Origin of the sequence: Leifsonia tongyongensis (assembly GCF_010686705.1) — a bacterium.
GTDB lineage: Bacteria > Actinomycetota > Actinomycetes > Actinomycetales > Microbacteriaceae > Diaminobutyricibacter > Diaminobutyricibacter tongyongensis.
On sequence record NZ_JAAGWY010000002.1, the window covers coordinates 357,514 to 382,118 of the forward strand.

General features: G+C 67.3%; 24 protein-coding genes and 1 tRNA gene. 8 read left to right on the top strand and 17 right to left on the bottom strand.

The genetic code is table 11. The annotated features are described in order from the left end of the window. Positions 1-136 precede the first annotated feature (136 nt). Positions 137-1,153: an NADP-dependent oxidoreductase gene (locus G3T36_RS09685; protein WP_163289591.1), complete on the top strand. Its 1,017-nt coding sequence runs from the start codon at positions 137-139 to the stop codon at positions 1,151-1,153. An 80-nt stretch (positions 1,154-1,233) separates the two neighbouring features. Here G3T36_RS09685 and G3T36_RS09690 read toward each other — a convergent pair whose 3' ends face one another. Next, on the bottom strand, positions 1,234-1,494 hold the full coding sequence (locus G3T36_RS09690) for a hypothetical protein (protein WP_163289592.1): 261 nt from the start codon (positions 1,492-1,494) through the stop codon (positions 1,234-1,236). A 241-nt stretch (positions 1,495-1,735) separates the two neighbouring features. On the opposite strand from G3T36_RS09690, the gene G3T36_RS09695 reads away from it, so the two are divergent. Next, positions 1,736-2,362 carry an HdeD family acid-resistance protein gene (locus G3T36_RS09695; RefSeq protein ID WP_163289593.1) on the top strand — a complete coding sequence of 209 codons (627 nt, stop codon included), beginning with the start codon at positions 1,736-1,738 and terminating at the stop codon, positions 2,360-2,362. A gap of 74 nt (positions 2,363-2,436) precedes the next feature. Here the strand turns inward: G3T36_RS09695 and G3T36_RS09700 are convergent, their stop codons facing one another. Together G3T36_RS09700 and G3T36_RS09705 are read right to left on the bottom strand one after the other, a co-directional pair. Then, positions 2,437-4,437 carry a S9 family peptidase gene (locus G3T36_RS09700; RefSeq protein ID WP_163289594.1) on the bottom strand — a complete coding sequence of 667 codons (2,001 nt, stop codon included), beginning with the start codon at positions 4,435-4,437 and terminating at the stop codon, positions 2,437-2,439. Then, the gene (locus tag G3T36_RS09705) at positions 4,424-5,203 is read right to left on the bottom strand and encodes an SDR family oxidoreductase (RefSeq protein ID WP_163289595.1); all 780 of its coding nucleotides are present in this window, start codon (positions 5,201-5,203) and stop codon (positions 4,424-4,426) included. The genes G3T36_RS09700 and G3T36_RS09705 overlap by 14 nt, the downstream gene beginning before the upstream one ends. 128 nt (positions 5,204-5,331) lie before the next feature. Between G3T36_RS09705 and G3T36_RS09710 the strand changes: the two genes are divergently transcribed. From G3T36_RS09710 to G3T36_RS09725, 4 genes are all read left to right on the top strand, one after another. Next, complete coding sequence (locus G3T36_RS09710; protein WP_163289596.1) at positions 5,332-5,787, top strand: NfeD family protein; 456 nt, start codon at positions 5,332-5,334, stop codon at positions 5,785-5,787. Positions 5,788-5,804: 17 nt separating this feature from the next. Then, the gene (locus G3T36_RS09715) at positions 5,805-6,866 is read left to right on the top strand and encodes an SPFH domain-containing protein (protein ID WP_420811046.1); all 1,062 of its coding nucleotides are present in this window, start codon (positions 5,805-5,807) and stop codon (positions 6,864-6,866) included. Further along, positions 6,859-7,647: a glycerophosphodiester phosphodiesterase family protein gene (locus G3T36_RS09720; protein WP_163289598.1), complete on the top strand. Its 789-nt coding sequence runs from the start codon at positions 6,859-6,861 to the stop codon at positions 7,645-7,647. The genes G3T36_RS09715 and G3T36_RS09720 overlap by 8 nt, the downstream gene beginning before the upstream one ends. Before the next feature lie 90 nt (positions 7,648-7,737). Next, the gene (locus G3T36_RS09725; RefSeq protein WP_163289599.1) at positions 7,738-8,103 is read left to right on the top strand and encodes an RNA polymerase-binding protein RbpA; all 366 of its coding nucleotides are present in this window, start codon (positions 7,738-7,740) and stop codon (positions 8,101-8,103) included. Positions 8,104-8,140: 37 nt separating this feature from the next. Here G3T36_RS09725 and lnt read toward each other — a convergent pair whose 3' ends face one another. From lnt to G3T36_RS09775, 10 genes are all read right to left on the bottom strand, one after another. Beyond that, positions 8,141-9,715 (bottom strand): apolipoprotein N-acyltransferase, encoded by a 1,575-nt coding sequence (gene lnt, locus G3T36_RS09730; protein WP_163289600.1) that lies wholly within the window; start codon positions 9,713-9,715, stop codon positions 8,141-8,143. Between the two features lie 46 nt (positions 9,716-9,761). Beyond that, positions 9,762-12,194 carry a DEAD/DEAH box helicase gene (locus tag G3T36_RS09735; protein WP_163289601.1) on the bottom strand — a complete coding sequence of 811 codons (2,433 nt, stop codon included), beginning with the start codon at positions 12,192-12,194 and terminating at the stop codon, positions 9,762-9,764. Positions 12,195-12,250: 56 nt separating this feature from the next. After that, positions 12,251-13,003, bottom strand: coding sequence for a twin-arginine translocase subunit TatC (gene tatC, locus G3T36_RS09740; RefSeq protein ID WP_163290278.1), 753 nt, complete (start codon positions 13,001-13,003; stop codon positions 12,251-12,253). 45 nt (positions 13,004-13,048) lie between these two features. After that, complete coding sequence (gene tatA / locus G3T36_RS09745; RefSeq protein WP_163289602.1) at positions 13,049-13,309, bottom strand: Sec-independent protein translocase subunit TatA; 261 nt, start codon at positions 13,307-13,309, stop codon at positions 13,049-13,051. Between the two features lie 4 nt (positions 13,310-13,313). After that, the gene (locus G3T36_RS09750) at positions 13,314-13,664 is read right to left on the bottom strand and encodes a hypothetical protein (RefSeq protein WP_163289603.1); all 351 of its coding nucleotides are present in this window, start codon (positions 13,662-13,664) and stop codon (positions 13,314-13,316) included. Positions 13,665-13,674: 10 nt separating this feature from the next. Beyond that, on the bottom strand, positions 13,675-14,649 hold the full coding sequence (locus tag G3T36_RS09755; protein ID WP_163289604.1) for a helix-turn-helix transcriptional regulator: 975 nt from the start codon (positions 14,647-14,649) through the stop codon (positions 13,675-13,677). Beyond that, the gene (locus tag G3T36_RS09760) at positions 14,642-15,637 is read right to left on the bottom strand and encodes a helix-turn-helix transcriptional regulator (RefSeq protein WP_420811040.1); all 996 of its coding nucleotides are present in this window, start codon (positions 15,635-15,637) and stop codon (positions 14,642-14,644) included. Before G3T36_RS09760 ends, G3T36_RS09755 begins: the two co-directional genes overlap by 8 nt. Positions 15,638-15,710: 73 nt before the next feature. After that, positions 15,711-16,718: an FKBP-type peptidyl-prolyl cis-trans isomerase gene (locus G3T36_RS09765; protein WP_163289606.1), complete on the bottom strand. Its 1,008-nt coding sequence runs from the start codon at positions 16,716-16,718 to the stop codon at positions 15,711-15,713. Positions 16,719-16,724: 6 nt separating this feature from the next. Next, positions 16,725-17,777 (bottom strand): tRNA (adenine-N1)-methyltransferase, encoded by a 1,053-nt coding sequence (locus G3T36_RS09770; RefSeq protein ID WP_163289607.1) that lies wholly within the window; start codon positions 17,775-17,777, stop codon positions 16,725-16,727. Continuing rightward, positions 17,774-18,460 carry an HAD family hydrolase gene (locus G3T36_RS09775; RefSeq protein WP_338031534.1) on the bottom strand — a complete coding sequence of 229 codons (687 nt, stop codon included), beginning with the start codon at positions 18,458-18,460 and terminating at the stop codon, positions 17,774-17,776. Before G3T36_RS09775 ends, G3T36_RS09770 begins: the two co-directional genes overlap by 4 nt. A 100-nt stretch (positions 18,461-18,560) precedes the next feature. Between G3T36_RS09775 and G3T36_RS09780 the strand changes: the two genes are divergently transcribed. Continuing rightward, entirely contained in the window at positions 18,561-19,484 is a 924-nt protein-coding gene (locus G3T36_RS09780) for a proteasome assembly chaperone family protein (protein WP_193571146.1), read from the top strand. 22 nt (positions 19,485-19,506) lie between these two features. Here the strand turns inward: G3T36_RS09780 and G3T36_RS09785 are convergent, their stop codons facing one another. Both G3T36_RS09785 and G3T36_RS09790 read right to left on the bottom strand, forming a co-directional pair. Further along, positions 19,507-20,361 (bottom strand): undecaprenyl-diphosphate phosphatase, encoded by an 855-nt coding sequence (locus tag G3T36_RS09785; protein ID WP_163289609.1) that lies wholly within the window; start codon positions 20,359-20,361, stop codon positions 19,507-19,509. A gap of 53 nt (positions 20,362-20,414) precedes the next feature. Next, a complete protein-coding gene (locus tag G3T36_RS09790) occupies positions 20,415-21,728 on the bottom strand; it encodes a M20/M25/M40 family metallo-hydrolase (protein WP_163289610.1) in 1,314 nt (437 codons plus the stop codon). Positions 21,729-21,838: 110 nt separating this feature from the next. Between G3T36_RS09790 and G3T36_RS09795 the strand changes: the two genes are divergently transcribed. Beyond that, a tRNA-Leu gene (locus G3T36_RS09795) sits at positions 21,839-21,923 on the top strand. Between the two features lie 219 nt (positions 21,924-22,142). Here the strand turns inward: G3T36_RS09795 and G3T36_RS09800 are convergent. Continuing rightward, entirely contained in the window at positions 22,143-23,900 is a 1,758-nt protein-coding gene (locus tag G3T36_RS09800; protein ID WP_163289611.1) for a sensor histidine kinase, read from the bottom strand. Next, positions 23,897-24,592, bottom strand: coding sequence for a response regulator transcription factor (locus G3T36_RS09805; RefSeq protein ID WP_163289612.1), 696 nt, complete (start codon positions 24,590-24,592; stop codon positions 23,897-23,899). The genes G3T36_RS09800 and G3T36_RS09805 overlap by 4 nt, the downstream gene beginning before the upstream one ends. Positions 24,593-24,605 lie beyond the last annotated feature (13 nt).

The window sequence follows — 24,605 nt, forward strand, 5'->3', positions numbered from 1 at the left end:
ACACGGCGCCGACTGACGGAAGGCGCCTGCCACAGGCCATTGAAACACAAACCCCCCGACGTGGCGAGCGATTCTCATGTTCGATTGTGAATGGATCCGGGTGGTCGGGGAGCTGTGCTGCGCATACGCTGAGACGATGCGAGCGATCGTCTACAATGGCTACGGCGGTCCGGAGACGACGACGCTCACGGACCGTCCCGCACCCCGTCCGGCCGCGGGGGAGGTGCTGATCAGGGTTGACGCAGCCGGCCTCAACCCGATCGACGTCCACCAGCGCGACGGTGCACTTCGAAGCGTCATCCGTTACACGTTCCCGAAGATCGCCGGCAATGAGCTCAGCGGAATCGTCGCAGGCGTCGGTGAGGGCGTGACGGCGTTCACGGCCGGCGATCGTGTCTTCGCCCGCGTGGACAAGCGGCTTCTCGGCGCTTTCGCCGAGGAGGCCAGCGTCGCAGAAGAGTTCGTCGCAGAGGCTCCGCGCACGCTTTCCCTGATCGAGGCCGCGGCCGTTCCGCTTGCCGGACTCACCGCGCTCCAGGGACTCGGCCGCGCGCACCTTGCGGTCGGCACGGGAGACCGGATGCTCATCACGGGCGGCGCAGGCGGAGTCGGGTTGTTCGCTATCCAGCTGGCGAAGCATGCTGGAGCGCACGTGACGACGACCGCCTCTGCTGAGGGCGATGCTCTTGTTCGCAGGTTCGGCGCTGACGAGGTCATCGACTACCGGGCGCGCTCGATTTCCTCCGGTTCGGAGCGCTTCGACAAGGTGTTCGATCTCGTCGGGGGACCGACCCTCGATGATCTCGTCGATTCAGTGGTGCCGGGTGGGAGCATCCTGTCGGTCGCCGGTCCGCTCACATCCGGAAGCCTCGACGACGAGGTGCGGGGGATCAAGCGGCTCGCGATCAATGCAGCGCTTCGCAGCCGCAGTCGCGGTATCCGGAGGCGCGCACGAGCTGCCCGAGTCGACTATCAGTACTTCTTCATGCACCCCGACGGCGACGGGCTCGCCGAGCTTGCCGGACTCATCGACGAGGGACTGCTGAAGGTCGAGATCGACAGCAGCTTTCCGCTGGAGCAGTTCGCCGACGCATTTGCGCGGGTCGAGTCACGTCGGGCCAAGGGCAAGGTGCTTCTCACCTTCGATGCGTAGGGGAGCGGCCATGTGTGGGCTCCGAAGCATGACTTGACATAATGTGCATTATCAGCGTGGCGATGGTGTCATATCGCCGGTCAGCGGCTCGAGGAGAACTCGAACCCGAACGGCGGCGTGAGCCCGGTGTAGTCACCGACGACTTTCGCGTCGTACGGGGCATACAGCTCGGCGTTTGTGGTCGTCGTGCTGAAACCGGACATGTTAAGGATTCCGTCCTGGCGGACGATGTGACCGGCGGGGCTGACCTCGATCACGCGGTCGTTGAACTGGTCGCTGATCAGGGTGTCACCGTTCCGCAGTCGTACGGCGCGAGTCGGCAGCGGCGCCACTGCGGCCACCCGCCCTTCACACGGAGAACGGTGGCTCGGCGGTTCACGTTTGCGTCCAGCCTGAAGGGACTCTCATATTCGACGGCCGGCGAAGGGTTTACTTGACATAACGCAGTCCCCCGGCGCTCCCGCGCCCTGAGCCGTTCTTGAAACACGGCGAGAAAACTGAGTGCAACCTGTGTGAGACAGCGCTATCGTCAGCGTTACATGCAGTCGAGCCAGCCGGCTCGTCGGAGAAAGGTGCGTACCCATGACATCTGTTGATCCTCTGGATGCCGAACCAAGCTACTTCGACCTTGATGCGCGGGACCTGACACGATCCGCCATCAACGGCATCCGCGCGGCGTTCGCGGTTAGCGGCATCGTCGCGCTCATTTTCGGAATCGTGTTGCTGTTCTGGCCCGACCGCACCCTGTCCGTTCTCGCGATCTTCCTCGGAATCTACTTCCTGATCGCCGGAATCGTACGGCTCGCGCTCGGTATCTTCAGCCGCGGCATCAGCGGCGGCCACCGCACGCTCGACATCCTGTTCGGACTGCTGCTGGTCGTCGCAGGAATCATCGCGATCAAGAACTCGCAGACCGCCGCTGCGGCGCTGCTGATCCTGATCGTGGCCATCATCGGCATCGGCTGGATCATCGAGGGTGTGATCGCGCTGGCGGAATCGGGACGCGCGGCCTCACGAGGCTGGGCGATCACCTTCGGCATCGTGAGCATCATCGCCGGGATCATCGTGCTGGTCATCCCCGGATGGTCGGCGTTCTGGCTGGTGCTCATCGTCGCGATCGCGCTGATCGTCCTCGGTATCATCGGCATCGTCCGCGCCTTCACCTTCGGGCGTCAGGCTCTCAAGGACCTGTCGGCGCAGCCCAAATAGTTCTCCCATCAATGCGAAGGCCCCGGTCGAGCTGACCGGGGCCTTCGTCGTCGAGGTCGCGACCGTGGGGACGGTCAGCGCGCGTTCGCCTGACTCGGCAGGTAGCGCGCCCACCAGTCGAGGATCGCGTCGAAGCGCTCACGGCGGTGGCGTGGCCGACCGCTTCGGCTGAGCTCGTGGTCCTCGCCGGGGAACACCAGGAGCTCGGCAGCTACTCCCCTGCGCTTGAGGGCCGCGTAGTACCGTTCGGCCTGGCCGAGCGGGCACCGCAGGTCGCTCGCCGAGTGGAGCACGAGCGTCGGCGTCTCAACGGCGTCCACATGCGCCTGCGGGCTCTGGGCGCGCATCCGGCCCTGTTCGGTACCGGTGTACTCGTCGCTGAAGAAGCTGCCGATGTCACTCGTACCGATGAACGCCTCGGGGTCGAGGTAGCCGCGTTCGACGATGGCGGCGGCGAAGCGATGGTCGTGCGACGTCGTCCACGCCGTCAGGTATCCGCCGTACGAGCCGCCCATGATGCCGAGACGGTCCCGGTCGAAGGACGGGTTGTCGGCGATCGCGCCGTCGAGGAAGTCGAGCACGTCGGTGAGATCGACAGTACCCATCTGCTGCCGGATGACCCGCCCGTGCTCTTGGCCGTACCCGGCCGAACCCCGCGGGTTGCACATGACGACCGCGTAGCCGGCATTCGCGTACACCTGCGCCTCGTCGAAGATGCGCACCGAATACTGTGCGAAGGGACCGCCATGGATGTTGAGCAGCACCGGATGAGGTCCGTCGCCCGGGGGCGCGACCACCCACCCGTGGATGTCGTACCCGTCGCGCGCCGGGACGACCAGTTCGCGCGCCGGCAGCACACCGCTGGCACGCAGTCGCGCCGAGAAGTCGGTGAGCTTTCGCAGGCTACCGTCGTCGACGACGGCGACATCGCCGTTGGTGGTCGCATCCGCGAAACTCACGACGAGCGTGTCGCCGGCCGCTGCCGCGCCGGTGATCTCGCGTGTCCGGTCCGTCACTTCGCGCAGCTCGCCCGCCTGGCTGACGACGAGGAGCCGGAGCGCGCCGCGGCTGCGGTCGCGCACCAGCACGGCGTCGTCGTGGTACGCGACGATGTCCGATTCGCTGAGATCGATGGTCTCCGGGTCGGTCAGGAGTCTCGGCGCTCCCCCATCCGGGTCGATGACGTACAGGGCGGCGTTGCGAGCGACGAAGTCGCGTCCGCCGGGGCCGACATCCTGAGCCGTGAAGTACAGGGCGCCGTTCAGTCCATATGCCGCGTCGAGCATGGACCAGTCGCCGTACTCCCCCGTCAGGTTCGTCGGTTCGGCTCCCCTGCCGTCGAGACGGAGCGCGTACACGTCCGACCGCAGGTCATCGTCACTGCTCTTGTGGCGGGCCGAAACGAACGTCACCGTTCGGCCGTCCGGCGAGAAGTCGATGGATGAGTCGTCCCACTCCCCCGTGGTCAGCTGTTTCGGTTCGGCGACCGTCGGGACGACCGCTGCGGCGCCTTCGGCGGTCGCTGCCGACTGGACGACCGGCTCGCCCCAGACATCCGGGACCGCGACGATGAAGACATGCGCCCGCCGGTCCGTGATGTAACCGAGGCCGTTCGACTGATATTTCAGTGTGGTGATGTGTCGCGGCGGTTCCGCATTCGCCTCGATGCCTTCGACCGATCCGTACCGCCCCGCCTCCGGCACGCGGCTGACGAACGCGAGTTGACGACCGTCAGGCGACCAGGCGAACTCGCTGACGCCGAGCTTGCGATCGGTGACCGGCATGGGCTCGCCGCCGGCGGCATCCACGACGTAGAGCTGCGAAGGGCCTTTGACCGGCGCTCGCAGGAAGGCGATGAGCCGGCCGTCGGGCGAGAACTTCGGCGCGGTGTCACGGAACCCGCGGGTGAACCGCCTCGGGGCGGCGTGCCCGGTGAGCTGCACCGCCCAGAGTTGGCCGACATAGGCATCTGCGCCGAGATCGGGCCGCGTCACCGAGACGACGGCGCGGCCGCCGTTCGGATGGATCGTCGGAGCCGAGACCCCGGTCAGGAGGTCGAGGTCAGTTGCTTTCATCGTCCACCGGCACGAAGTCGGACGTGTCGCCCACGTAGCGGGTGTGCGACTCGGGTACAGGGTCGACGGCCGCCGAGGCCACTTCGGCGGCGAACTCGCTGACGTTGTAGAGCTTGCCCGCGGCGTCCTTGCGGGCGCTGATGGCACCGGGGTTGGCGCGTTCGAGCAGCGTAGCCGTGATGGTGCCTTCGATCATGTCGCCGGAGACGACGACGAATTCGATGCCCTTCTCCGTGAGCGACGGGATGAGGGCACGCAGCGCATCCTCACCGGCCCGCTTGCTCAGCGCCACCGGTTCGTACTCGGGCATCGTCGGCGTCGTGCGGATGAAGTGCGCCTGGTGGCTGGTGACGAAGACGATGCGCGAGCCGGGGGCGAGCAGCGGCAGAGCGGACGTCAGGACGTCGACCTGCGCATCGCGGTTCAGCTGCATGGCATAGTCCGCAGCCATGCCCGACTCCATGCCGCCCGAAGCGTTCAGCACAAGGATGTCGAGCCCGCCGAATTCGTCCTCCACCGTGTCGAACATGGCGGCGACGGAAGCCGGATCGGTCAGGTCGGCGCCCACGGTGATCGCGGTTCCGCCGGCTTCGCGGATGGAGTCGGCGAGCTTGACGGCGCGCGCCTCCTTGTTGCGGAAATTGATGACGACCCGAGCGCCGGCCTCGGCGAAGTAGCGCACGGTGTCGGCTCCGATCCCGCGTGACGAACCCGTCACCAGGACGCGTCTGCCTTCGAGGGAACCGGGGGCGAGCGGGTTGGACACGGAGCACTCCTAGGGATCGTCTTTCAACCCGCAGAGAGCGGGATTTCCTCCCTGAGACTACCAAGTGCGTTCCGCCTCCACCGCCTTCGGAACTGATAGCGTCAGATCAACTGAAGAAGGGAGCGGAGATGGACGAATTCGCCTGGATCGTCTGGCTCGTTCTCATACTGATTTTCGTCATCATCGAGATGCTGACAGTCGATCTCGTCTTCCTGATGCTGGCGATCGGGAGCGTCGGAGGCCTGATCAGCGGGCTCTTCGGTGCGCCGTGGTGGCTCCAGCTGATCATCGGCGCCGTGCTCTCGGTCCTGCTCTTGTTCACGATCAGGCCACCGCTGCTGAAAGTGCTCCGGCGCGGCGGCGACCCCGCCAAGACGCTGGTGGATGCACTGATCGGCATGTCCGGGACCGTCGTCTCAACCGTTACCCCGGTCGGAGGCCAGGTCAAGCTCGCTGTCGGCGAGACCTGGACCGCACGCACGGCCCCCGGCACACCCGACATCGTCCCTGGCCAGCACGTCACCGTTGTGTCCATCGAGGGGGCGACCGCCGTGGTCGCGCCCGCTGAAAGGAGCGTCCATTGAACGCCACGCAACTCGTCATACAGATCGTGGTGTTCGTGATCGTCGCGGTCATCGCGATCTTCGTTCTGGTCGCGTTGTTCCGGTCGATCCGGATCATCCCCCAGGCGACGGCGGGCGTTGTCGAGCGACTGGGGCGCTATCACAAGACACTCCTTCCGGGGTTGAACATCGTCGTGCCGTTCGTCGACCGCGTGCGTCCACTGATCGACATGCGCGAGCAGGTGGTGTCATTCCCGCCGCAGCCCGTGATCACCGAGGACAACCTGGTCGTCTCGATCGACACCGTCGTCTACTTCCAGGTCACGGATGCGCGGGCGGCGACGTATGAGATCGCCAACTACCTGGGTGCCGTCGAACAGCTCACCACCACGACACTCCGTAACGTCGTCGGCGGTCTCAACCTCGAAGAAGCGCTGACGTCGCGCGACGAGATCAACGGGCAGCTCCGCATCGTGCTCGACGAAGCCACCGGCAAGTGGGGCATCCGAGTATCGCGCGTCGAACTGAAGGCGATCGACCCGCCCCTCTCCATCCAGGACTCGATGGAGAAGCAGATGCGCGCCGAGCGTGATCGCCGCGCGGTGATCCTGACCGCGGAGGGTGGCAAGCAGTCCGAGATCCTGAACGCCGAGGGCCAGCGGCAGGCCGCCATCCTCAGCGCGGAAGGCTACGCCAAGGCGGCTGTGCTGCGCGCGGAGGGCGAAGCGAAAGCCATCACCACGGTGTTCAGCGCCATCCACGAAGGGCGACCGGACAATCTGCTGCTCGCCTACCAGTACCTGCAGACGCTGCCGAAGCTGGCGGAAGGCGCGGCAAACAAGCTGTGGATCATCCCCAGTGAGCTGACGGAGGCACTCCAGGGCATCGGCAAGGCGTTCGGCGGTCCGGATGCGACGGCTCCGCAGCCGACACCGCCCGCGCCACCGGCCATGTCCTCGGTCGCCGCTCCCCCGCCGGCCTCCCCGCCCGTGCCCGCGACACCGAGCGTTCCGGCCTCCCCGGCAGCGCCGGAGACCTCAGGGGCGCAGACGTCGGTGTCCGAATCGTCCGCGCCGGCATCGCCCGGGGCGGATGCCTAGCCCTGCTTCCCCGCATGTCCAGGGGTACGAGGGCGACTACTTCTCCACCTCGTACCCCCGGATCATCGCACACCGTGGTCTCGCGCTGGACGCCCCCGAGAACACGCTCCTCGCCTTCCTGAAGGCGCTGAGCGCGGGCGCGACGCACCTCGAGACCGACGTGCACGCGAGCGCCGACGGTGTCGCCGTGATCAGCCATGACTCCGACCTGAACCGCCTCGTCGGGCGCAAGGTCGGTGTGGGTCAGCTGAGGATGTCGGAACTGCGGCGGATCGACCTGGGCGGCGGCCAGAGCTTCATCTCCCTCGCCGAGGCGCTGGATGCGTTTCCGGCTGCGCGCTTCAACATCGACATCAAGGATGCGGCCGCCGCGGCCCCGGCCGCCGACGCGATCCTGGAGGCACGCGCGACCGGCCGCGTGCTCATCACGTCGTTCGACGAGGGGCGCAGGCGACGGACGGCGGATGCCCTCCCGGGGGTGGCGAGCAGTGCATCCGTCAGCCGCGTGCTCGCAGCCGTCGTCGGCGGGAAGCTCGCGATCGCGCCGCTCGTCCGTCGGGCACTGCGAGGGCTCGTCGCCGTCCAGGTGCCCGAACGCTCCGGCCCCCTGCGCGTCGTGACGCGGCGGACCGTCGAGGCGATCCACGCGGCAGGACGGGAAGTCCACGTGTGGACGGTCAACGATCCGGCCGCCATGACGCGCCTCCTCGACCTCGGCGTCGACGGCATCGTCACCGATCGCTGCGACGTCATGAAAGCACTCGTCGACGCCCGCATCTGAGAGCCTGCTGGGAAGAACTCGCAAACGGAAAGAGAAAACCCAGCTTGACGGTTTATAACTGTGGATGCATCGCGAGAAGGAGACCACACAATGGCAGATCGCAGTTTGCGCGGAATGAGACTTGGCGCCCAGAGCTTACAGAGCGAAGAAGGCGTCGTTTACTCCCCGCGTTCCCGTTACACCTACCTGTGCGCACAGTGCGGCAAGGAGACCGAGGTCATCTTCTCGGCAGAGGCCGAGGCACCGGAGACCTGGGAGTGCAAGCACTGCGGCCATGAGGCGACACTGCTCGTCGATGACACGCCTGTCGTCGTCGACCGTTCCGACGCGAAGACCCCCCGCAGCCACTGGGACATGCTGCTGGAGCGCCGCACCCGTGCCGAGTTGGAGGAACTCCTCGAGGAGCGCCTCGCCTACTTGCGCGCACGTCGCGGCGAGCACAAGATCGGCGCCTGAGAACACCAAGCGCCGCCGCCTGACCGACGAAGCCGCTTCACACCGAGTGTGAGGCGGCTTTCTCTGTGCGAGCCACGGTGGAAGCTGTGCGTGGCGACCGCCCCGACCGGACGGCGAAGAACGCGATCACGAGGGCCGCGAGTCCGAGTCCGGAGACCAGCCACTCGATCCCCCGGCTGAGAAGGGTCGCCGGCGTCGTCGCCGTGCCGAGCGGAACATCGGCGATCATCGAACCGGCTTGGTACGCGGGAATACTCGCGATCGTGCCCCCCGAGGGACCGATGATCTGGCTGCTGCCGACCGTGGAGATGTTCACCAGGGAGCGACCGGCCTCGATCGCGCGGAGCCGGGCGATCGCGAGCTGCTGCATGTTCTCATCCGTTCGCCCGAAGTCCGCGTTGTTGGTCTGGGCCAGGATGACCTGCGCGCCGCCGTTCATCATGTCGGTGAGGAGCTGGTCGTCGACGATGTCGAAGCAGATCGAGATCCCGGCCTTCACCCCGTTGACGTCGAACACGTTGTCGCGGGTTCCCGGCGTGTAGTCGCGGCCGATCAGGTCGATCAGGCTCGGCGCGAACATCCGCCAGAACGACCGGTCGGGGACATATTCGCCGAACGGTACCGGGTGCTTCTTGTCGTAGTAGTCGGTGACACCTTTTCCGGGCTCCCAGAGGAGCGAGGTGTTGAAGTACTCGCGGTTGCGGTAGGTGATCGTCCCGACGATGAATGGCGCGTTCATCGCGGTCGCGAGATCGTTGATCGTGTTCGCGGAATCCTGGTCGCGCGTCGGGTCGATGTCGGCCGAGCCTTCGGGCCAGACGACCATGTCGGCCTTCTCGTCGATGATCTTCCGGGTGGCATCCACCTGCGTCTGCATCACATCGCCGGGGGCCGCGCCGTCGAAGTAGCCCGCCGGCCCGTTGCCCTGCACGGCGGCGATCCTGGTGGTCCCGTGGGTGGTCGCCGGCCACGCCGGGATGACCAGCACCAGCGCGATCGCGCCGACGGCGATCGAGACCCGCCACGCGCGCCGGACCTCGAGCTCGAACGCGCACTCCAGCGCGAGGGCCACGAGCCACACGATCACGAAGGTGAGGCCCGACATCCCGAACCAGGCGACGAGGGGTGCGAACGGACTCTGCGACTGCGACTCGGCGACACGCCCCCACGAGAATCCGCCGTACGGCCAGTTGCCCGCCACGTACTCGCGGAGCGTCCACAGGCCGGCTACGACGACGGGGAGCAGGCCGAGCCGGCCGAGTCTCGTCGGCCAGGCGACCGGAACCCAGCGGTAGGCGAGCGTGATCAGCAGACTGCCGAGAGCGAAGAACAGCGCTTCGAGCACCGACAGTGCGATCCAGGGCACGGGGCCGAGGTAGAGGGCCGTCCACTGCACATGGAAGAGGTAGAACGAGAGTCCGGCGACGAAGCCGACGAGCAGCGAACTGCGGGTGCTCCTCCCCCGCAGGCTCCACAGGATCAACGCGACGCCGACGAACGCCAGCGGCCACCAGTCGCGGTCGGGGAACCCGGCATCCAGGATGGGCCCCGCCCCGGCGGCGACGATCAGCGCCAGCCAGAGGGGCAGCGGCGGGCGCACAGCAGGACTCACGTCGTGAGAGCTTAGGGCATCCGTGTGGGTGCGCGCCGACAGCCAGCTAGGCAACGGATGAATACGCCACGATGCCGCGCCGGATCGACTCGAGCGCCTGCCGCGCTGTCCGCCCCACCGGACCCTGGGCGACGAGTGACAGCTGGTCGAGCAGGTCGATGGTCTGCTTGGTCCAGCGAACGAAATCGCCCGCTGCCATGTCCGCATCCTCGAGAACCTTGTTGAGGCTGCCTCCACGCGCCCAGCCGTGCATCGCCAGGGACAGCCCGGTGGCGATGGGTTCACTCCCCGGCAGGCGGTTGTTGCGCTCGAGGTCGTCGAGGACACTCCACAGCTCGGTGGTCTTCTCGAGCGCGGGACGGAATGCGCCCTTCGGCAGATACCGGTCGGACACCAGGCCCTCGTCGCGACGCGGTTCGAAGACCAGCGCGCACGCCATCGCCGCCAGGCTCGGAGCGTCGAGCTGGTTCCAGACGTTCCGGCGGAGGCACTCGGCGACGAGCAGGTCGCGTTCGCCGTAGATGCGTTTCAGCGTCGCGCCGTGCACGGTCAGAGACGTACCGCCGTCGTCGTCGATGGAGAGGTAGCCGCGTTCGACGAGCACGTCGGTGACGCGATCGAAGACCTTGGCGACGGCGCCCGTGCGCGAACGGATCTGCTGGCTGAGCGCATCCGTCTCCCGCTTCAGCTTCCACCATCGTTCCGCCCACCGCGCGTGCTGCTCGCGGTCGGGGCACCGGTGGCAGGGATGGTCCTTCATGCGCTTGCGGAGCGCGTTCAGCTGGCGCTGGCGCTTCTCCCGCTCGCCCCGGCTCAGTCCCTCGAGCCGCGCGCCCTGGCGCTCGAGGTCGCTCAGCTGGCGGCGGATCGCCGAATACTCCTTGAAATCGCCGAGGTGGCAGGTCATAGCCTGCTCGTATCCGGCGAGGGACTCCTCCTGCTGCCGCACCTTGCGGGCCAAATCGACAACGGCACGGTCGGCCTGGAACTGCGCGAACGACGACTCGAGGATCTCCCGGGTGCGCTCCCGGCCGAACTGGTCGATGAGGTTGACGGCCATGTTGTAGGTCGGCCGGAAGCTGGAGTTGAGCGGATAGCTGCGCCGGGATGCGAGCGAAGCGACCGACTGCGGGTCGAGGCCGTCCTGCCACTGGATGACCGAATGGCCCTCGACGTCGATGCCCCGACGGCCGGCCCGCCCGGTCAGCTGGGTGTACTCCCCCGGCGTGATCGGCACGCGCGCCTCACCGTTGAATTTCTCCAGCTTCTCGAGCACGACCGTGCGCGCGGGCATGTTGATCCCGAGCGCGAGGGTCTCGGTCGCGAACACGACTTTGACGAGCTTGCGCCGGAAGAGCTCCTCGACGACCTCCTTGAACGCCGGAAGCAGGCCTGCGTGATGCGCCGCGACGCCGCGTTCGAGCCCTTCGAGCCACTCCCAGTAGCCGAGCACGGCGAGGTCCTCATCGAGGAGGGTCCTGCAGCGTTCCTCCACGATCGCGCGGATCTCGTCGCGCTCATGCGCCTCGGTCAGCCGTACTCCGGCCCTCAGCACCTGGCGAACAGCCTGGTCGCAGCCGACCCGGCTGAAGATGAAGAAGATCGCGGGCAGCAGGTTGCGCTCCTGCAGCAGGTCGACGAGGTCGGCGCGATCCATCCTGAAGGACTCGGGGCGGCCGCCCTTCGAATGGTAGCGGCCCACATCCTTCATCTGACGAGCGCTGATCGGGCGACCGCCGTAGCGGGCCATCTGCACGAGCTCGGGATTGACCCGGTTGGTCGCGGCGAGCCCGGACGAATCGAAGAGGTCGATCAGTTTCGTGCGCATCAGGATGTGCTGCTCGAGCGGCACCGGACGCTCCTCGGAGACGACCACATCCGTCTCGCCGCGTACAGCCTGCAGCCAGTCGCCGAACTCCTCGGCGTTCGACACGGTCGCGCTGAGGGAGACCATGCGGACCTCCTGCGGAAGGTGGATGATGACCTCCTCCCAGACAGCGCCCCGGAACCGGTCGGCGAGGTAGTGCACTTCGTCCATCACGACGAAGGCGAGGTCGGCGAGCAGGTCCGAGTCGGCGTACAGCATGTTGCGCAGCACCTCGGTCGTCATCACGACGATCCTGGCGTGCGAGTTGATGTTGGTGTCGCCGGTGAGGAGCCCGACGCTCTCCGGACCGTATTCGCCGACGAGTTCCTGGAACTTCTGGTTGCTCAGTGCTTTCATCGGCGCCGTGTAGAAGACCTTCGCGTACGGCTCCTGCATGGCGAGGAAGACGGCGAACTCGGCGACGATCGTCTTGCCTGCTCCCGTGGGAGCTGCGACCAGCACGCTCCGGCCGCTTTCCAGGCTCGCACAGGCCTCGCGCTGGAACGGGTCGAGTTCGAACCGCAACCGGTTGCGGAAGGCCTCGAGTTTCGGCTGGGTGGCGCGCGACCGCGAAGCAGCGTAGCGCTCGGCCGGGGAGAGCTGGTCGGTCACCGTCCCAGCTTAGGTGCCTCGGATGGGCACAGTGCCGTGGGGCGCGGTGCCGAAGGTCAGGTGGCGAGTTCCGTCTCGAGACGAACCGCGTTGCGCGCGGCCCTCCGGTCATGCAGCCAGGCCACTCCCGCCGCTGCGAAGTAGAGGACGACCATCGGGATGGCCAGCAGGAACATCGAGACGACGTCCGCCGAGGGAGTCGCGATCGCGGTGAAGAGCACGATCACCAGGAGCGCCCAGCGCCAGGAGCGCAGGATCGATTTCGCGCTCAGCACCCCCACGAAGTTGAGCAGCACCAGGAACACCGGCAGCACGAAGGCCACGCCGATTGCGACCACGAGCTTCAGGACGAAATCGAAATAGTCCTTCGCCTGGATGAAGGCCGTGTCCTGGCTGGGCGCGAAACTGGTCAGCAGCTGCACGATGTGCGGAACGACGAACCAGCCCGCCGCACATCCGGCGAGGAAGAGAGGCACGGCCGTGAAGAAGAAGCCCAGGCCGTACTTGAGCTCTTTGCGGTTCAGGGCGGGCACGAGGAACGCCCAGATCTGGTAGAGCCACACGGGGCTGGAGATGACGACACCGATGGTGATCGCGATCTGCATCTTCAGGTCGAAAGCGCCCGTGATGTTGTCGTAGTTCAGCTCGGCGAGCCTGCCCTGCTGTTTCGCGATCTGGACGATCGGCTCACGCAGCGCGTCGAGCACCCAGCCGGCGAGGAACCACCCGACGACCGAACCGGCCAGAAGGCCGAGCGCGGAGCGGAAGAGACGTTTGCGAAGCTCGACGAAGTGCTCGCCGAACGTCATGCGGCCTTCGCGGTTCTTGCCTCGCTTGACGGAGGAGGCCACGACCTAGGGTTTCGGGTGCGGCTCGGTCGAGGTCGTGGCGGGGCGCGAAACGGAGGCGTCGGTCGGAGCGGCGGCAGCGTCATCCACGGGCGGGGTCGCGCCGGGAGCAGAGTCGTCTTCTTTCATCGCCTTGACCTCGCCACGGAAGATCCGCATGGACTGGCCGAGGCTCTTCGCCAGGCCCGGAAGCTTCGGCGCACCGAACAGCAACAGGACGATGGCGAGGATGACGAGCAGGTGCCATCCGGTGAGGTTGCCGAACATGGGATCAGGTCCTTCGGGTCAGGTGCGAAAACTGTTGCGGATCCGCTTTCACGAGAAGTTTACCGCGCTTCACCAGTGAATCCCTGCGAGCTTGCCGACGGCGCTCACGATCGGCGAGGTCCTGGTCGCGGGCGGCGCGCAGGGCGCCTGCGTCGGCGAAGACCGCCGGCCGGAACCGTTGCTCGCCGAGTTCCTCCGCGCGTCGCTGGAGGAGCTCGGTCTTGTCGGCGAGCTTGCCCAGTTCATCGAGAGCCGCCATGAGCTTGCGGAAGAGGCGGAATCCGAACAGTGCGAGCATCCCGAGCAGCGCCAGGACGAGCACCACCCAGATGACGACCCACGACCACCACGGCATGCCTGCGATTCTATGCGTAGCGGGCGGCGCCCGCTGCAGCCCACTCGGCCACGGCGGCCCTCGCCTCGGGCGGCCCGAGGACGGTCACCATGCCGGAGAGCCCGGCGACGAGCCGCTTGAGACCGTGATAGTGCGCCACCCGCACGTTGGTGCGCACGAAGCTGCCGTCCTCCGTGAGGTCCGCGCCCTCGGGAATGTAGTCGGCGATGAGCGGAAGCGCCGAGGCGGACACCTGGATGTCGACGATCAGGTCGTCGGGCGAGCCCTCGAACAGCGTCTCCGGGAGGGTGACGTCGGCAGGACGGTAGGTGATCGGCTCGTCTGTTGCGCGCAGATCGCTGATCCGGTCGAGACGGAACGTCCGGATCGCCTTGCGCAGATGGCACCAGCCGCGCAGGTACCAGTCCTGGTCGACCGACTCGATCCGCAAGGGGTCGACGCGGCGCCGTTCGTGCTCACCACGTGAGTTGAGGTAGTCGAACTCGAGCTGGGTGCCGTCGGCGACCGCATCCCGGATCAGGTGCAGCGACTCGTCGGTCGCGGAACCCGCCACGGCGAGCTGGCTGGGGACGGCGGATGCGCCACGGGCGAGTTTCGCCATCAGGGAGCCGATCACGTCCCGATCCGCATTCTCGGGAAGCGCCGACAGGTACTGCAGCCCCGCGATGAGCGCGGCAGCCTCCCTGGCCGAGAACCGGGGCGAATCGTCGATCGCGACCAGGTGGGTCAATACGATCTGGTCGTTCTCCTCGAAATCGTCCCACGCGATGTCGAACAGGTCGCCGTGCTGGTACGAACTGGTCTCCCCCGGCACGCCCGAGACGGCGATGAGCCGCACGGCCTCACGGAGCTGGGACTTCTCGACACCGAAATGCTCGGCCGCTTCCGCAACACTGACGCGATCGCGATCCATGAGGTACGGCACCAGCGCCAGGAGGAAGGCGAGTTTGTCCTGGGCCTGCATCGGGCGTCGCCGCTCAGCCATCGGATCCCTCCCCCGCCGTGTCGTCGTGGGCGGCGAACGTGGCCGCGAGCCGCGACCTGACCCGTTCGCGAAGGTGCGGCGGCGACAGCACGACGACCTCCGGGCCGTAGCTCGCGAGTTCGTCGGCGATGATGTTCAGGTCGGAGTAGTTCACGCTGAGGCGCGTATTGCCGGGTGCGTGGTCGCCGTACCGCTTGTTGAGCCGCGTCGCGGCATCGGTGCCGGGCACGACCTCGATCTCGGCCAGATTGCTCCGCCAGATCCGCTCCAGCTCGTCGAGCGCGTGCGCCGCGAAATCGGTGCCGACGGGCTCGAACGTGCGGTTCGTGAGCGTGACGCGGCCGACCATGCGCGACAGCAGGAACGTTCGCGGTCCGTTGGCGTCCTGGTCGGTGCCGTGCAGGTGCCAGCGACCCTGGTGCTGGATGAGCGCCAGCGGCGCGACCGTACGGAGGCGGGATGCGGACTCACCCGGCTTCAGGTAGGGGAACTGCACGATCGTGCGGCGCTCGAGGGCCACGCTGAGCGGCTCGAAAGCACTCTCACGCACGCGGAGCCTCGGCGCGTAGCCGAGGATCGGCTCGTCGGACTCGACACCGAGGGATCGCAGCTTCATGATCGCGCGCCGCGACTCCGCGGAGAGCGAGCCTTCCCGCCAGACCGTCGCGGCGAGGCCGAGCAGGGTGATCTCCTCGGCCGAGAAGACGACGTCGGCGGGGAGATCGTATGCGCCTTTCGGAATGCGATACCGAAGGGTCTGGTTGTTGCCCGCATCACCGGGTGACTCCACCGTCTCGAGCGGAACGCCGAGCTCGCGGATGTCGTCTTTGTCGCGCTCGAACTGGCGCTCGAGGCTGGCGTTGTCGCCCGACGCCGAGTAGCGCTGACGGTAGCCCTGCACGGTCGACAGGACCTCGCTCTTCGTCAGCCCCGTCTCGGTGGCGAGCAGGGCGAGGACGAGGCTGAAGAGGCGTTCTTCGACAGGCACGCGCGGAGGCGACGAAGACGAGGAAGGCACTCTCTCATCCTAAGGCCGCTCGCCCGGCCGGACGCGGAAGCTGCTAGACGATGCCGAGGATGTCGACGACGTAGACCAGCGTCGCATTCTGCGGCACAGGGCCGCTGCCCTGCGAGCCGAACGCCTTGCTGGGCGGCACGATGATCGTCACCTGCGAACCGACCTTCTGCCCGATGAGACCCTCGACAAGGCCCTTCGGGAGCGAGGTGCCTGCGGCCGTCTGACCGGTCGACAGCTGGAGGGTGGCGGGCGTGCCAGAATCCCAGGTGCTGTCGAACACGGTGCGCTCCTTCCAGAGCACTCCGGTGTAGTGGATGACCACGGTGTCGGACTTCGTCACCGTCTTGCCGTCGCCTTGCTTGTTCACGGCGACTTCGAGCGAGGTCGGAGGATTCGTCGTCGGCACCGTCACGCCGGGGCGACCGCCGGGCGCGATGACGACCGTCGGGAATCCGGGGCGACCCGGCTGGGGTGCGCCGTTCGCGGCCGGCAGGTAGGCCTTGTTCACGTCGACGACGATCACGACGGTGTCCGTCGGGGAGACACCGACACTGGATGCGCTCGCGCCGAGGCCGTCCTTGGGTGAGACGGCGATGGCGAGCCGTGAGCCGACCGTCGCGCACTGCAGGCCCTTGTCGAGGCCGGGGATGGTCTTGCCGACGACGAGGGCCGACGCGGACGTGGGGTCGTACTTCGTCGTCTGGATCAGTTGACCGTTCGTCCCGTTGTAGATGGAGAAGTCGACGACGACCTCCTGCCCCGTGTGGACCTCAGGGCCCGATCCCGTGATCACCGTCGTGCGCTGCGAGGTGGACGTGCGGACCGGCGTGGGGAACTTCACCGTGGGCTGCTCGCCGAATTTCCCGGAGACGTGGATGACATCCGACGCGCTCCCCGACGTGAGTGCTGTGTCGCAGTTCGCGTTCGGGTCGGTGGAACACGCCGTGAGCGTGACAAGGAGCAGTCCTGCGGCTACGAACAGTGCGGATGCGCGATGCACGAGTCCTCTTTCGGTGCGGTCGACGGGAAAGGGAGGGCTGGCCTCCGGCATCCCATGCTAGTTGATGGACGAAGGAGTCCCCTGCGCGCCCGGATCGGCTTCGGTAGCGTCGTCTCCGGCGAGATTCCTCGCCTTGGAGAGTTCGGCGCCCGTGCCCGCCGCGCGCACCCGCTTGCGCAGGCTCTTCGGGCTGACCTGGCGTTCGCCCAGCGCGCCCGGCGTCCACGCTTCGACATCGTCGTCGCTGTAGTCGCTCTTCGACGGGCGTCGCTTGAGCTCAGGAAGGACCGTGCCCGGTGCGAGTCGTCGCGCCGTGATGAGAAAACCGGTGTGGCCGATCATCCGGTGATCCGGGCGCACGGCCAGGCCTTCGACGTGCCAGCCGCGGACCATCGTCTCGCTCGACTGCGGATGCGTGTAGTGACCGGATGCGCGAATCGCCTCGGCGACGCGCGACAGCTGGGTGACCGTGGCGACGTAGCAGAGCACGACGCCACCCGGCTTCAGTGCCTCCGTGACCGCGTCCAGGCACTCCCACGGCGCGAGCATGTCGAGGACGACCCGGTCGACCGTCTCGGCCCTGACCGTCTCGGGCAGCGTGTCCTGAAGGTCGCCGACCGTGACCGACCAGTTGGCGGGGTCGCGCCCGAGGAACGTCGCGACGTTTCCTCGCGCGACGTCCGCGAACTCGTCACGCCGCTCGAACGACCGGAGCGATCCGGTCGGCCCGATGGCACGAAGGAGCCACAGCGAGAGCGCGCCCGACCCGACGCCGGCCTCCACGACGGTCGCGCCAGGGAAGATGTCGGCCAGGGCCAGGATCTGCGCGGCGTCCTTCGGGTAGATGATCGCGGCGCCGCGCGGCATCGACATGACGAAATCGTTCAGCAGTGGGCGAAGGGCGAGGTGCTCGACCCCGACGTTGTTGGTGACGACCGATCCGTCGGGAAGGCCGATGATCGCATCGTGCTCCAGAACGCCGCGATGCGTGTGGAAGACCTTGCCCGGCTCGAGCGTGATGGTGTTCAGCTTGCCTTTCGGGCCGGTGAGCTGGACGCGATCGCCGGCGCGGAACGGCCCGCTGCTCTGCGGGAGCTCCGAGGCGCTCATCGTGCAGCCGTCCGTGCCGTGACCAGCTCGATGAGGTCGTCGACCGTGCGGTCTTCCAGCGTGGTCCACAGCGTGTGCTCGTCCGTGTCGGGCAGGGGGATCACGTGCGGGACCCCGATCGTGGTGGCACCGGAGGCGACCGCGGATGCGAGGCCGGCCACCGAATCCTCGATGGCGATGCAGTGCTGCGGCTCGACGCCCAGCAGCTCTGCGGCTCTGAGGTAGGCCTCCGGATGCGGTTTCGGGTTCGTGACCTCATCGCCGGTCACCATCTCGTCGAACGCGTCGAACGGGATGTTCGCCACGATCTGCTCCGCCATGCGGCGCACGGACATCGTCACCAGTGCGGTCGGGATGCCCCGCTCGCGCAGGTCGGCGAGAAGCTCCTTCGCACCCGGTCGCCACGGCACGCCGACGTCGTCGAGCTGCCGCTGAACGCGGTCCGTCAGCCACGAGACGATCTCGTCGAGCTCCAGGTCGACGCCGCGCGACTTCAGGATGGCGGCAGATATCCACAGGCCCTGGCCGACGAGGGCGAGTCCGTCGTCGTGGGTCCACACCCCGCCGAACGACGTGACGAGTTCGACTTCTGCGGCCATCCAGTAGGGCTCGGTGTCGACGAGAGTCCCGTCCATGTCCCACAGAACGGCGGCAGGAAGGGAGGGCGGAGTCAGGGAGGTCACGGGGTCAAAGTCTAGTCGGCGCGCCTCGGGCCTATCCTTGAAGGATGGCGGCCGCACGGTCGTCGCGACGGAACGGGGTACCTGGATAGTGACACAGGGCATGGACTTCCTCGGCGGCCGGCTGCTGGTCGTTGCGTTCGAGGGGTGGAACGACGCAGGAGAGGCCGCAAGCGGCGCCGTCAGGACGCTGCAGGACGTGCTCGACGTCGTGCCCATCGCCGAGGTCGATCCGGAACTGTACTTCGACTTCCAGTTCAACCGGCCGACCGTCGTCACCGACGACGACGGACGCCGTCGCCTCGAATGGCCCTCGGCCGTCATGTACGGCCCTGTCCGCCCCGGCGAGACGGCCCCCGGACTGGCCGACGATGCGAACTTGCAGGTGAGCGGCAACAACGTCGGGAACATCTATCTCCTGCTCGGCACCGAGCCGTCGCGTAGCTGGAAGAGCTTCACCGCCGAGATCCTCGACGCCGCGCTCGCAGCCGACATCACGGCCATCGTCTTCCTCGGTGCAATGCTCGCCGATGTGCCCCACACCCGTCCGATCTCGATCTTCGCGTCGAGTGAGAACACGGCGGTGCGAAGCGAGCTGCAGATCGAGCGCTCGACCTACGAAGGTCCGGTCGGCATCCTGAGCGCGATCGCCGAAGGCGCGGAGGCTGTCGGCATCCCGACCGTCTCGATCTGGGCGTCGGTGCCCCACTACGTCCACAACGCACCCAGCCCGAAGGCGATGCTCGCATTGATCGACAAGCTGGAAGAGCTCGTCGATGTGACCATTCCGCGGGGAAACCTCGTCGAGGAGGCCGCAGCCTGGGAGGCGGGCATCGACGCGCTCGCCGCAGACGACGACGAGATGGCTCAGTACATCCAGCAGCTCGAACAGGCGCGCGACACGGTCGACTCCCCCGAAGCGAGCGGTGAGGCGATCGCGCAGGAGTTCGAGAGGTACCTGCGCCGGCGCGGGGACGGGCGCGACGGGCCTGCGGGCGGCCGGCCCGACGAACCGTGGCGCAACTGAGCGACGCCTCCGAGGATGCTGCCTAGGCGGCCAGCACGCCCGTCGAGAGCAGCACGATCAGCAGTACGCCGACGACGAGGCGGTAGACCACGAACGGCAGGAAGCTGTGCCGTGAGATGTAGCCCATGAAGAAGGCGATCACCGCGAGTCCGACCGCGAAGGCGACGACGGTCGCCGCTGCCGTCTCGAGAGGGCCGAAGACCTCTGGCGTGCAGTTCGTCGCACCGGCCACGCACGGCGACTTGATCGACTTGTAGAGCTGGAAGAAGCCGCTGCCGAACACCGCCGGCAGGGCCAGCAGGAACGAATATCGTGCCGCTGCCCGGCGCTGGTAGCCCATGAACAGTCCGGCCGTAATGGTTCCGCCGGAGCGCGAGACTCCGGGGATGAGCGCGAGTGCCTGTGCGAAGCCGAAGATGATGCCGTGACCCCAGGTGAGGTCCTTCAGGCGCCGCGTCTTCGCGCCGACCCAGTCCGCGATGCCCAGCAGGATGCCGAAGATGATCATCGTCGCCGCAACGATCCACAGCGAGCGGAGGGTCGTCTCGATCTGGTTCTGGAAGAGCACGCCGAGGACGACGATGGGGATGCTGCCCACGATGACCAGCCAGCCCATCCGCGCATCCGGGTCGTCACGGGGCACGCGCCCGAACAGCGACCGGAACCAGCGGCTGACGATGCGGGCGATGTCCTTCCAGAAATAGATGAGGACGGCGGTCTCCGTGCCGAGCTGGATGATCGCGGTGAAGCGCGCCCCCGGGTCCGCTCCCGTGCCCAGAAGCTCCCCGACGATGCGGATGTGCGCGCTCGAAGAGATCGGAAGGAATTCCGTGAGTCCCTGCACGAAACCGAGAATCAGGGCGTTGATGAAGTTCATGTGCGGCTTTCCGGGGCTGGCGCTGGCATGGTGCCGGGTTCAGTAGCGCGGGCTCAGTACGTCAGGAGGAGGTCCCGCAGGACGGTCCTGCCAAACACTAGCGCGTCGAGTGGCACGCGCTCGTCCACGCCGTGGAACATGCCGGGAAAATCGAGCTCGGCGGGCAGCCGCAGGGGCGCGAAGCCGTAGCCCGTGATGCCGATCAGGCTGAGCGCCTTGTTGTCGGTCCCGCCGGAGAGGAGATACGGCAGCACCGGTGCGCCGGGGTCGTGGGTTGCGAGCGTGTCGACGATCGCGTCGATCAGCGGGCCGCCGAACGCCGCCTCCAGACCGACGTCCCGGTGCATGACCTCGATCTCGATGTCCGGTCCGATCAGGTCCCTCACCTGGTCGAGGACGGCATCCTCCTCGCCGGGGAGGGTGCGGATGTCGATGAGCGCCTCGGCCGTGTCGGGGATCACGTTGTGCTTGTAGCCCGCGTTCAGCAGGGTCGGGTTGGTGGTGGTCCGGAGGGTGGCGAGGATGAAGCCCGAAGCCGTACCGGTGCGGAGCACGAGTTCGTCCGGACCCACACGCTCAGGGTCGACGTCGAGCAGCCGGGCGAGTTCGGCGAGGAGCTGGCTGGTCGTCGCCGTCAGCTGGATCGGCCAGTCGCGACGGCCGATCGCGACGACGGCCTCGGCCAGTTTGGTGATCGCGTTGTCGCGGATGAGTCGTGAGCCGTGGGCGGCGCGTCCGCGGGCGACGAGCTTGATCCACACGAGCGACTTCTCGCCGGTCTGCATCAGATAGGCGCGGCGGCCGTCGAGTTCGATCGAGTAGCCGCCGACCTCGCTGATCGCTTCGGTGGCCCCGGCGAAGAGTTCGGGGTGATTCCTGACGAGGTGGTGGGAGCCTCGCCGGCCGCCGTCTTCCTCGTCCGCGAAGAACGCGACGACCAGGTCGCGTTCGGGCAGCCGCCCCGAGCCCAGGATGTCCCCGAGCGCGGTGATGATCATCGCATCCATGTTCTTCATGTCGACCGCACCGCGGCCCCACAGCATGCCGTCCTTGATCACTCCGCCGAACGGGTCGACGGTCCAGTTGCGCGGGTCCGCCGGCACGACATCGAGGTGGCCGTGGACGACGAGGGCCGGCTTCGACCTGTCCCTGCCCTCGACCCGGGCGACGACACTGGTGCGTCCGGGGTCGGAGTCGAACGACTGCGTCCGGAGGCCGATCGCTTCGAGCCGTGCGGCGACATATGCGGCCGCTTCGCTCTCTCCGTTCGAGCGCCCTTCGCCGTAATTCGTCGTGTCGAAACGGATCAGGTCGCGGGCGATGACCGCCGTTTCGTCGAGGGTCGTATCGTCGGGCGCGCTGGTCATCCCCCAACGCTACCGGGTGCGAAACGGGGCCCACCACTGCGACGAACGGGCATCGATTTTCGTGCTAAGGTCTTACGTCGGCGGCTGATTCGTCAGCGGCTGATTCACCTGTCCGGGTGGCGGAAATGGCAGACGCGCTAGCTTGAGGTGCTAGTGCCCGTATAGGGCGTGGGGGTTCAAGTCCCCCCTCGGACACACTGTGTTGAGACAGCAGTAACAGGGAATGCCCCGGTCCTCGAGATCGGGGCATTCTTTCTTTGAGATTGTGCTGTCTTCTCCGCACAAAAAGAATCCGGGGCCGACTCTTCACGTTCGGGTCGTGAAGAAGGCGGCCCCGGTGTTCTGTTTCGAGGATACGAACCGCCACCGACCACAGTCGCCCCATGGCCGGGAAATGCGACACAGGCCTGCGTTTCAGCCGACGGTGACGGTGAGCACGACGTGCTCGTCGTCCGATCGGAGACTCACAGCCGACGCGCTGCGCCTCAGCGCGTCCAGGCCGATTCCCGGGTCGGAGGACGGCGATTCGCCCAGGGGTCCCTCGGAACGGACCTCGACGACCACGAGATCGCGCTCGGCGTCGTGGATGATCCGCAAGTCCACCGCGGTCCCACGACCGTGGCGGACAGCATTCGTGAGCCCTTCCGACAGCGCGTCGACGACCGAGGCGGCCCGTGCCGGATCGTCGTCGAGAAGCTCCCACACGTCGTCCTCCACACCCACCTCGATCCGGAGTGCGCTCCCCCACAGTGTGAGGATCGCCTCGATCCCGGCGCGGGCAGGCGCTGGTTCCTCGCGGATGCGCGCCAGCAGGTCCGTCTTGATGCCGGCGACCGTCTCGGTGACGACAGCGGACGCGTCACGCTCAGGCCCGGCACCGCTGCGCAGTCCGAGCGACGCGGCGATCAGTTCGGCCTGGACCGCCGAGTGCAGCACGTGCGACATTCGAAGCCGCGCATCGGCCAGGCGCCGCTGGGCACGCGAGGCCACGCGGACCCGTTCGCGGAGCGAGCCGGCCAGTGCATCCTCGTCGCTGTGGAGCTGGACGGAGACCGAGCGGATGACCGCGATCACGATCGCCACGAACGGGTAGCTCGCGACCTCGGCCCAGTAGAACTGGGCCGAGTGACCGAAGGCCGACAGCGCCGCCGAGCTCTCCAGGGCGGCGAGGAGGGCCACCGCGGTGTAACACGTGACGATCGCGGTGATCCGCCACGCCGCATTGCCGATGCGGGACCCGATCGAATAGGTTGCGGCGTTTCCAGCCAGGTAGATGCCTCCGATGACCGGAGTAAGGATGACGGCGACGGCCGCCCCGTACGTCGTCAGGAGATGCGGGAAGACGAAGACCAGGTAGACGAGGGCGATCACGATCGGTGGATCGGGCTGGAGCCCGGAGGCCACCTTCCGCAGGCGCTCGGTGAGTCGGACCGGGCGAACAATGCCGGCAGAGGTTGCGTCGCCGGCCGGCCCGTCGCCGGCATCGCTGCCATCCGCATCCGCCGTCTCAGCATCACGGAACAGCTCGTGACTCATCGGCCGCACGACGTCGTCGGAGATCCTTCGGAGCAGCAGCGCCGCATCCGCCGTCCCCAGCCCGTCTCCCACGGTGTCCATCGTTGCGTCGATGCGCTGTGCGATGGTGGTCGTGAACTCGGCCCGCAGCACATCCACGCGACGGTCGGCGTCGACTCGGCGTTCCTCCACGGCGGCGCGCGCAGCGATCAGCCGGCGCTGCACCTCCCCGTGCTCGCGCAGGATGTCGACGACCACCGCGATCAGCGGCAGGAGCACGACAGCGCTGACCACGTTGATCGTGGCGCGGGAGAGCACGTCTCCCGGCGTCGCCATGAGTCCGGTCTGCGCCGCGATGGCCACCGCGAGCAGGGGTCGTACGACGCCGATGGCGGCGAAGAGGAGCAGCGCGGTCAGCGCGCGATGCCGCCCTCGCCCCGGGCGGAGGACAGTCCATCGCGCCGCAAGGAGCACTCCCCCGAGAAGCACATGCACCGAGAGCGCGATCAGGAAGGCGCGGAAGGGCGGCCGGCCGACGTGCAGGAACTCATAGCCGGCCATCACGGTCACGGCGAATGGCAGTGTCAGCAGCCATGACCAGACCGTTATGGCGTTGTCTCCGAAGGCGCGACCGATCCAGGGGTAGCGGCCCGTCATGCCGAATTCAGGTCTCGGACCGCACCGTCCGCCTGGTCATCGTCGTCGGAGGGGAGGCCGAAGACGCGCACGTACAGATTCGCCGCAGCCACGCGTGGAGTGACCGCTGCGTCGTTCGCGAGACCCAGGGCTTCGTAGGTGCGGGTCACGGTGCGTTCGAGGGCGCGGATGCTCGTCCCGCGCTGGCGGGCGATCTCGACGTTCGACCAACCGAGTGCGATCCGGCGCAGCGTGTCCAGCTGCGTCCTGCTGAGTCCCGTGATGCGCGCTTCGGCTGACGAATGGTCGGTGACCACGGTGACGGGCCGTTCGGCGAGGGTCTCCTCGACGGCCCGGACGAGGTCCGAGACGGAGTCGATGGCCGACTTGTTGACGAACGACGCACGAGCCCCCAGCCCGGAGACGCCCGTCGACGCCGCCGTACGCGGATAGTTCGTGAGGAAGACGACAGCAGTATGCGGTGCCCGGGCATGGACGATGGTGGCAAGCTCGATTCCGTTGGGGCGCTCCCCCAGGTCGATGTCGGTGATGAGAACGTCGGGGTCGATGACGTCGAAATCGGCGATCGCCTCCGATGCCGACGACCGCGCATGCACATCGAACCCCGCGTGCGTGAGCGCATCCGAGACGAGCGCTCGCATCAAGGCGTGGTCCTCGACCACGAGCGCCGTGCGCACCCATACAGCTGACATGTCCTCAGGTTAG

Bases quoted from the DNA above. Each gene is read 5' to 3' on its own strand.
- tatC (WP_163290278.1), bottom strand. From the start codon at position 13,003: ATGACGTTCGGCGAGCACTTCGTCGAGCTTCGCAAACGTCTCTTCCGC.
- G3T36_RS09725 (WP_163289599.1), top strand. From the start codon at position 7,738: ATGGCAGATCGCAGTTTGCGCGGAATGAGACTTGGCGCCCAGAGCTTA.
- G3T36_RS09695 (WP_163289593.1), top strand. From the start codon at position 1,736: ATGACATCTGTTGATCCTCTGGATGCCGAACCAAGCTACTTCGACCTT.
- G3T36_RS09790 (WP_163289610.1), bottom strand. From the start codon at position 21,728: ATGACCAGCGCGCCCGACGATACGACCCTCGACGAAACGGCGGTCATC.
- G3T36_RS09710 (WP_163289596.1), top strand. From the start codon at position 5,332: ATGGACGAATTCGCCTGGATCGTCTGGCTCGTTCTCATACTGATTTTC.
- G3T36_RS09755 (WP_163289604.1), bottom strand. From the start codon at position 14,649: ATGGCTGAGCGGCGACGCCCGATGCAGGCCCAGGACAAACTCGCCTTC.
- G3T36_RS09770 (WP_163289607.1), bottom strand. From the start codon at position 17,777: ATGAGCGCCTCGGAGCTCCCGCAGAGCAGCGGGCCGTTCCGCGCCGGC.
- tatA (WP_163289602.1), bottom strand. From the start codon at position 13,309: ATGTTCGGCAACCTCACCGGATGGCACCTGCTCGTCATCCTCGCCATC.
- G3T36_RS09780 (WP_193571146.1), top strand. From the start codon at position 18,561: ATGGACTTCCTCGGCGGCCGGCTGCTGGTCGTTGCGTTCGAGGGGTGG.
- G3T36_RS09750 (WP_163289603.1), bottom strand. From the start codon at position 13,664: ATGCCGTGGTGGTCGTGGGTCGTCATCTGGGTGGTGCTCGTCCTGGCG.
- G3T36_RS09805 (WP_163289612.1), bottom strand. From the start codon at position 24,592: ATGTCAGCTGTATGGGTGCGCACGGCGCTCGTGGTCGAGGACCACGCC.
- G3T36_RS09685 (WP_163289591.1), top strand. From the start codon at position 137: ATGCGAGCGATCGTCTACAATGGCTACGGCGGTCCGGAGACGACGACG.
- G3T36_RS09800 (WP_163289611.1), bottom strand. From the start codon at position 23,900: ATGACGGGCCGCTACCCCTGGATCGGTCGCGCCTTCGGAGACAACGCC.
- G3T36_RS09700 (WP_163289594.1), bottom strand. From the start codon at position 4,437: ATGAAAGCAACTGACCTCGACCTCCTGACCGGGGTCTCGGCTCCGACG.
- G3T36_RS09720 (WP_163289598.1), top strand. From the start codon at position 6,859: ATGCCTAGCCCTGCTTCCCCGCATGTCCAGGGGTACGAGGGCGACTAC.
- G3T36_RS09765 (WP_163289606.1), bottom strand. From the start codon at position 16,718: ATGCCGGAGGCCAGCCCTCCCTTTCCCGTCGACCGCACCGAAAGAGGA.
- G3T36_RS09785 (WP_163289609.1), bottom strand. From the start codon at position 20,361: ATGAACTTCATCAACGCCCTGATTCTCGGTTTCGTGCAGGGACTCACG.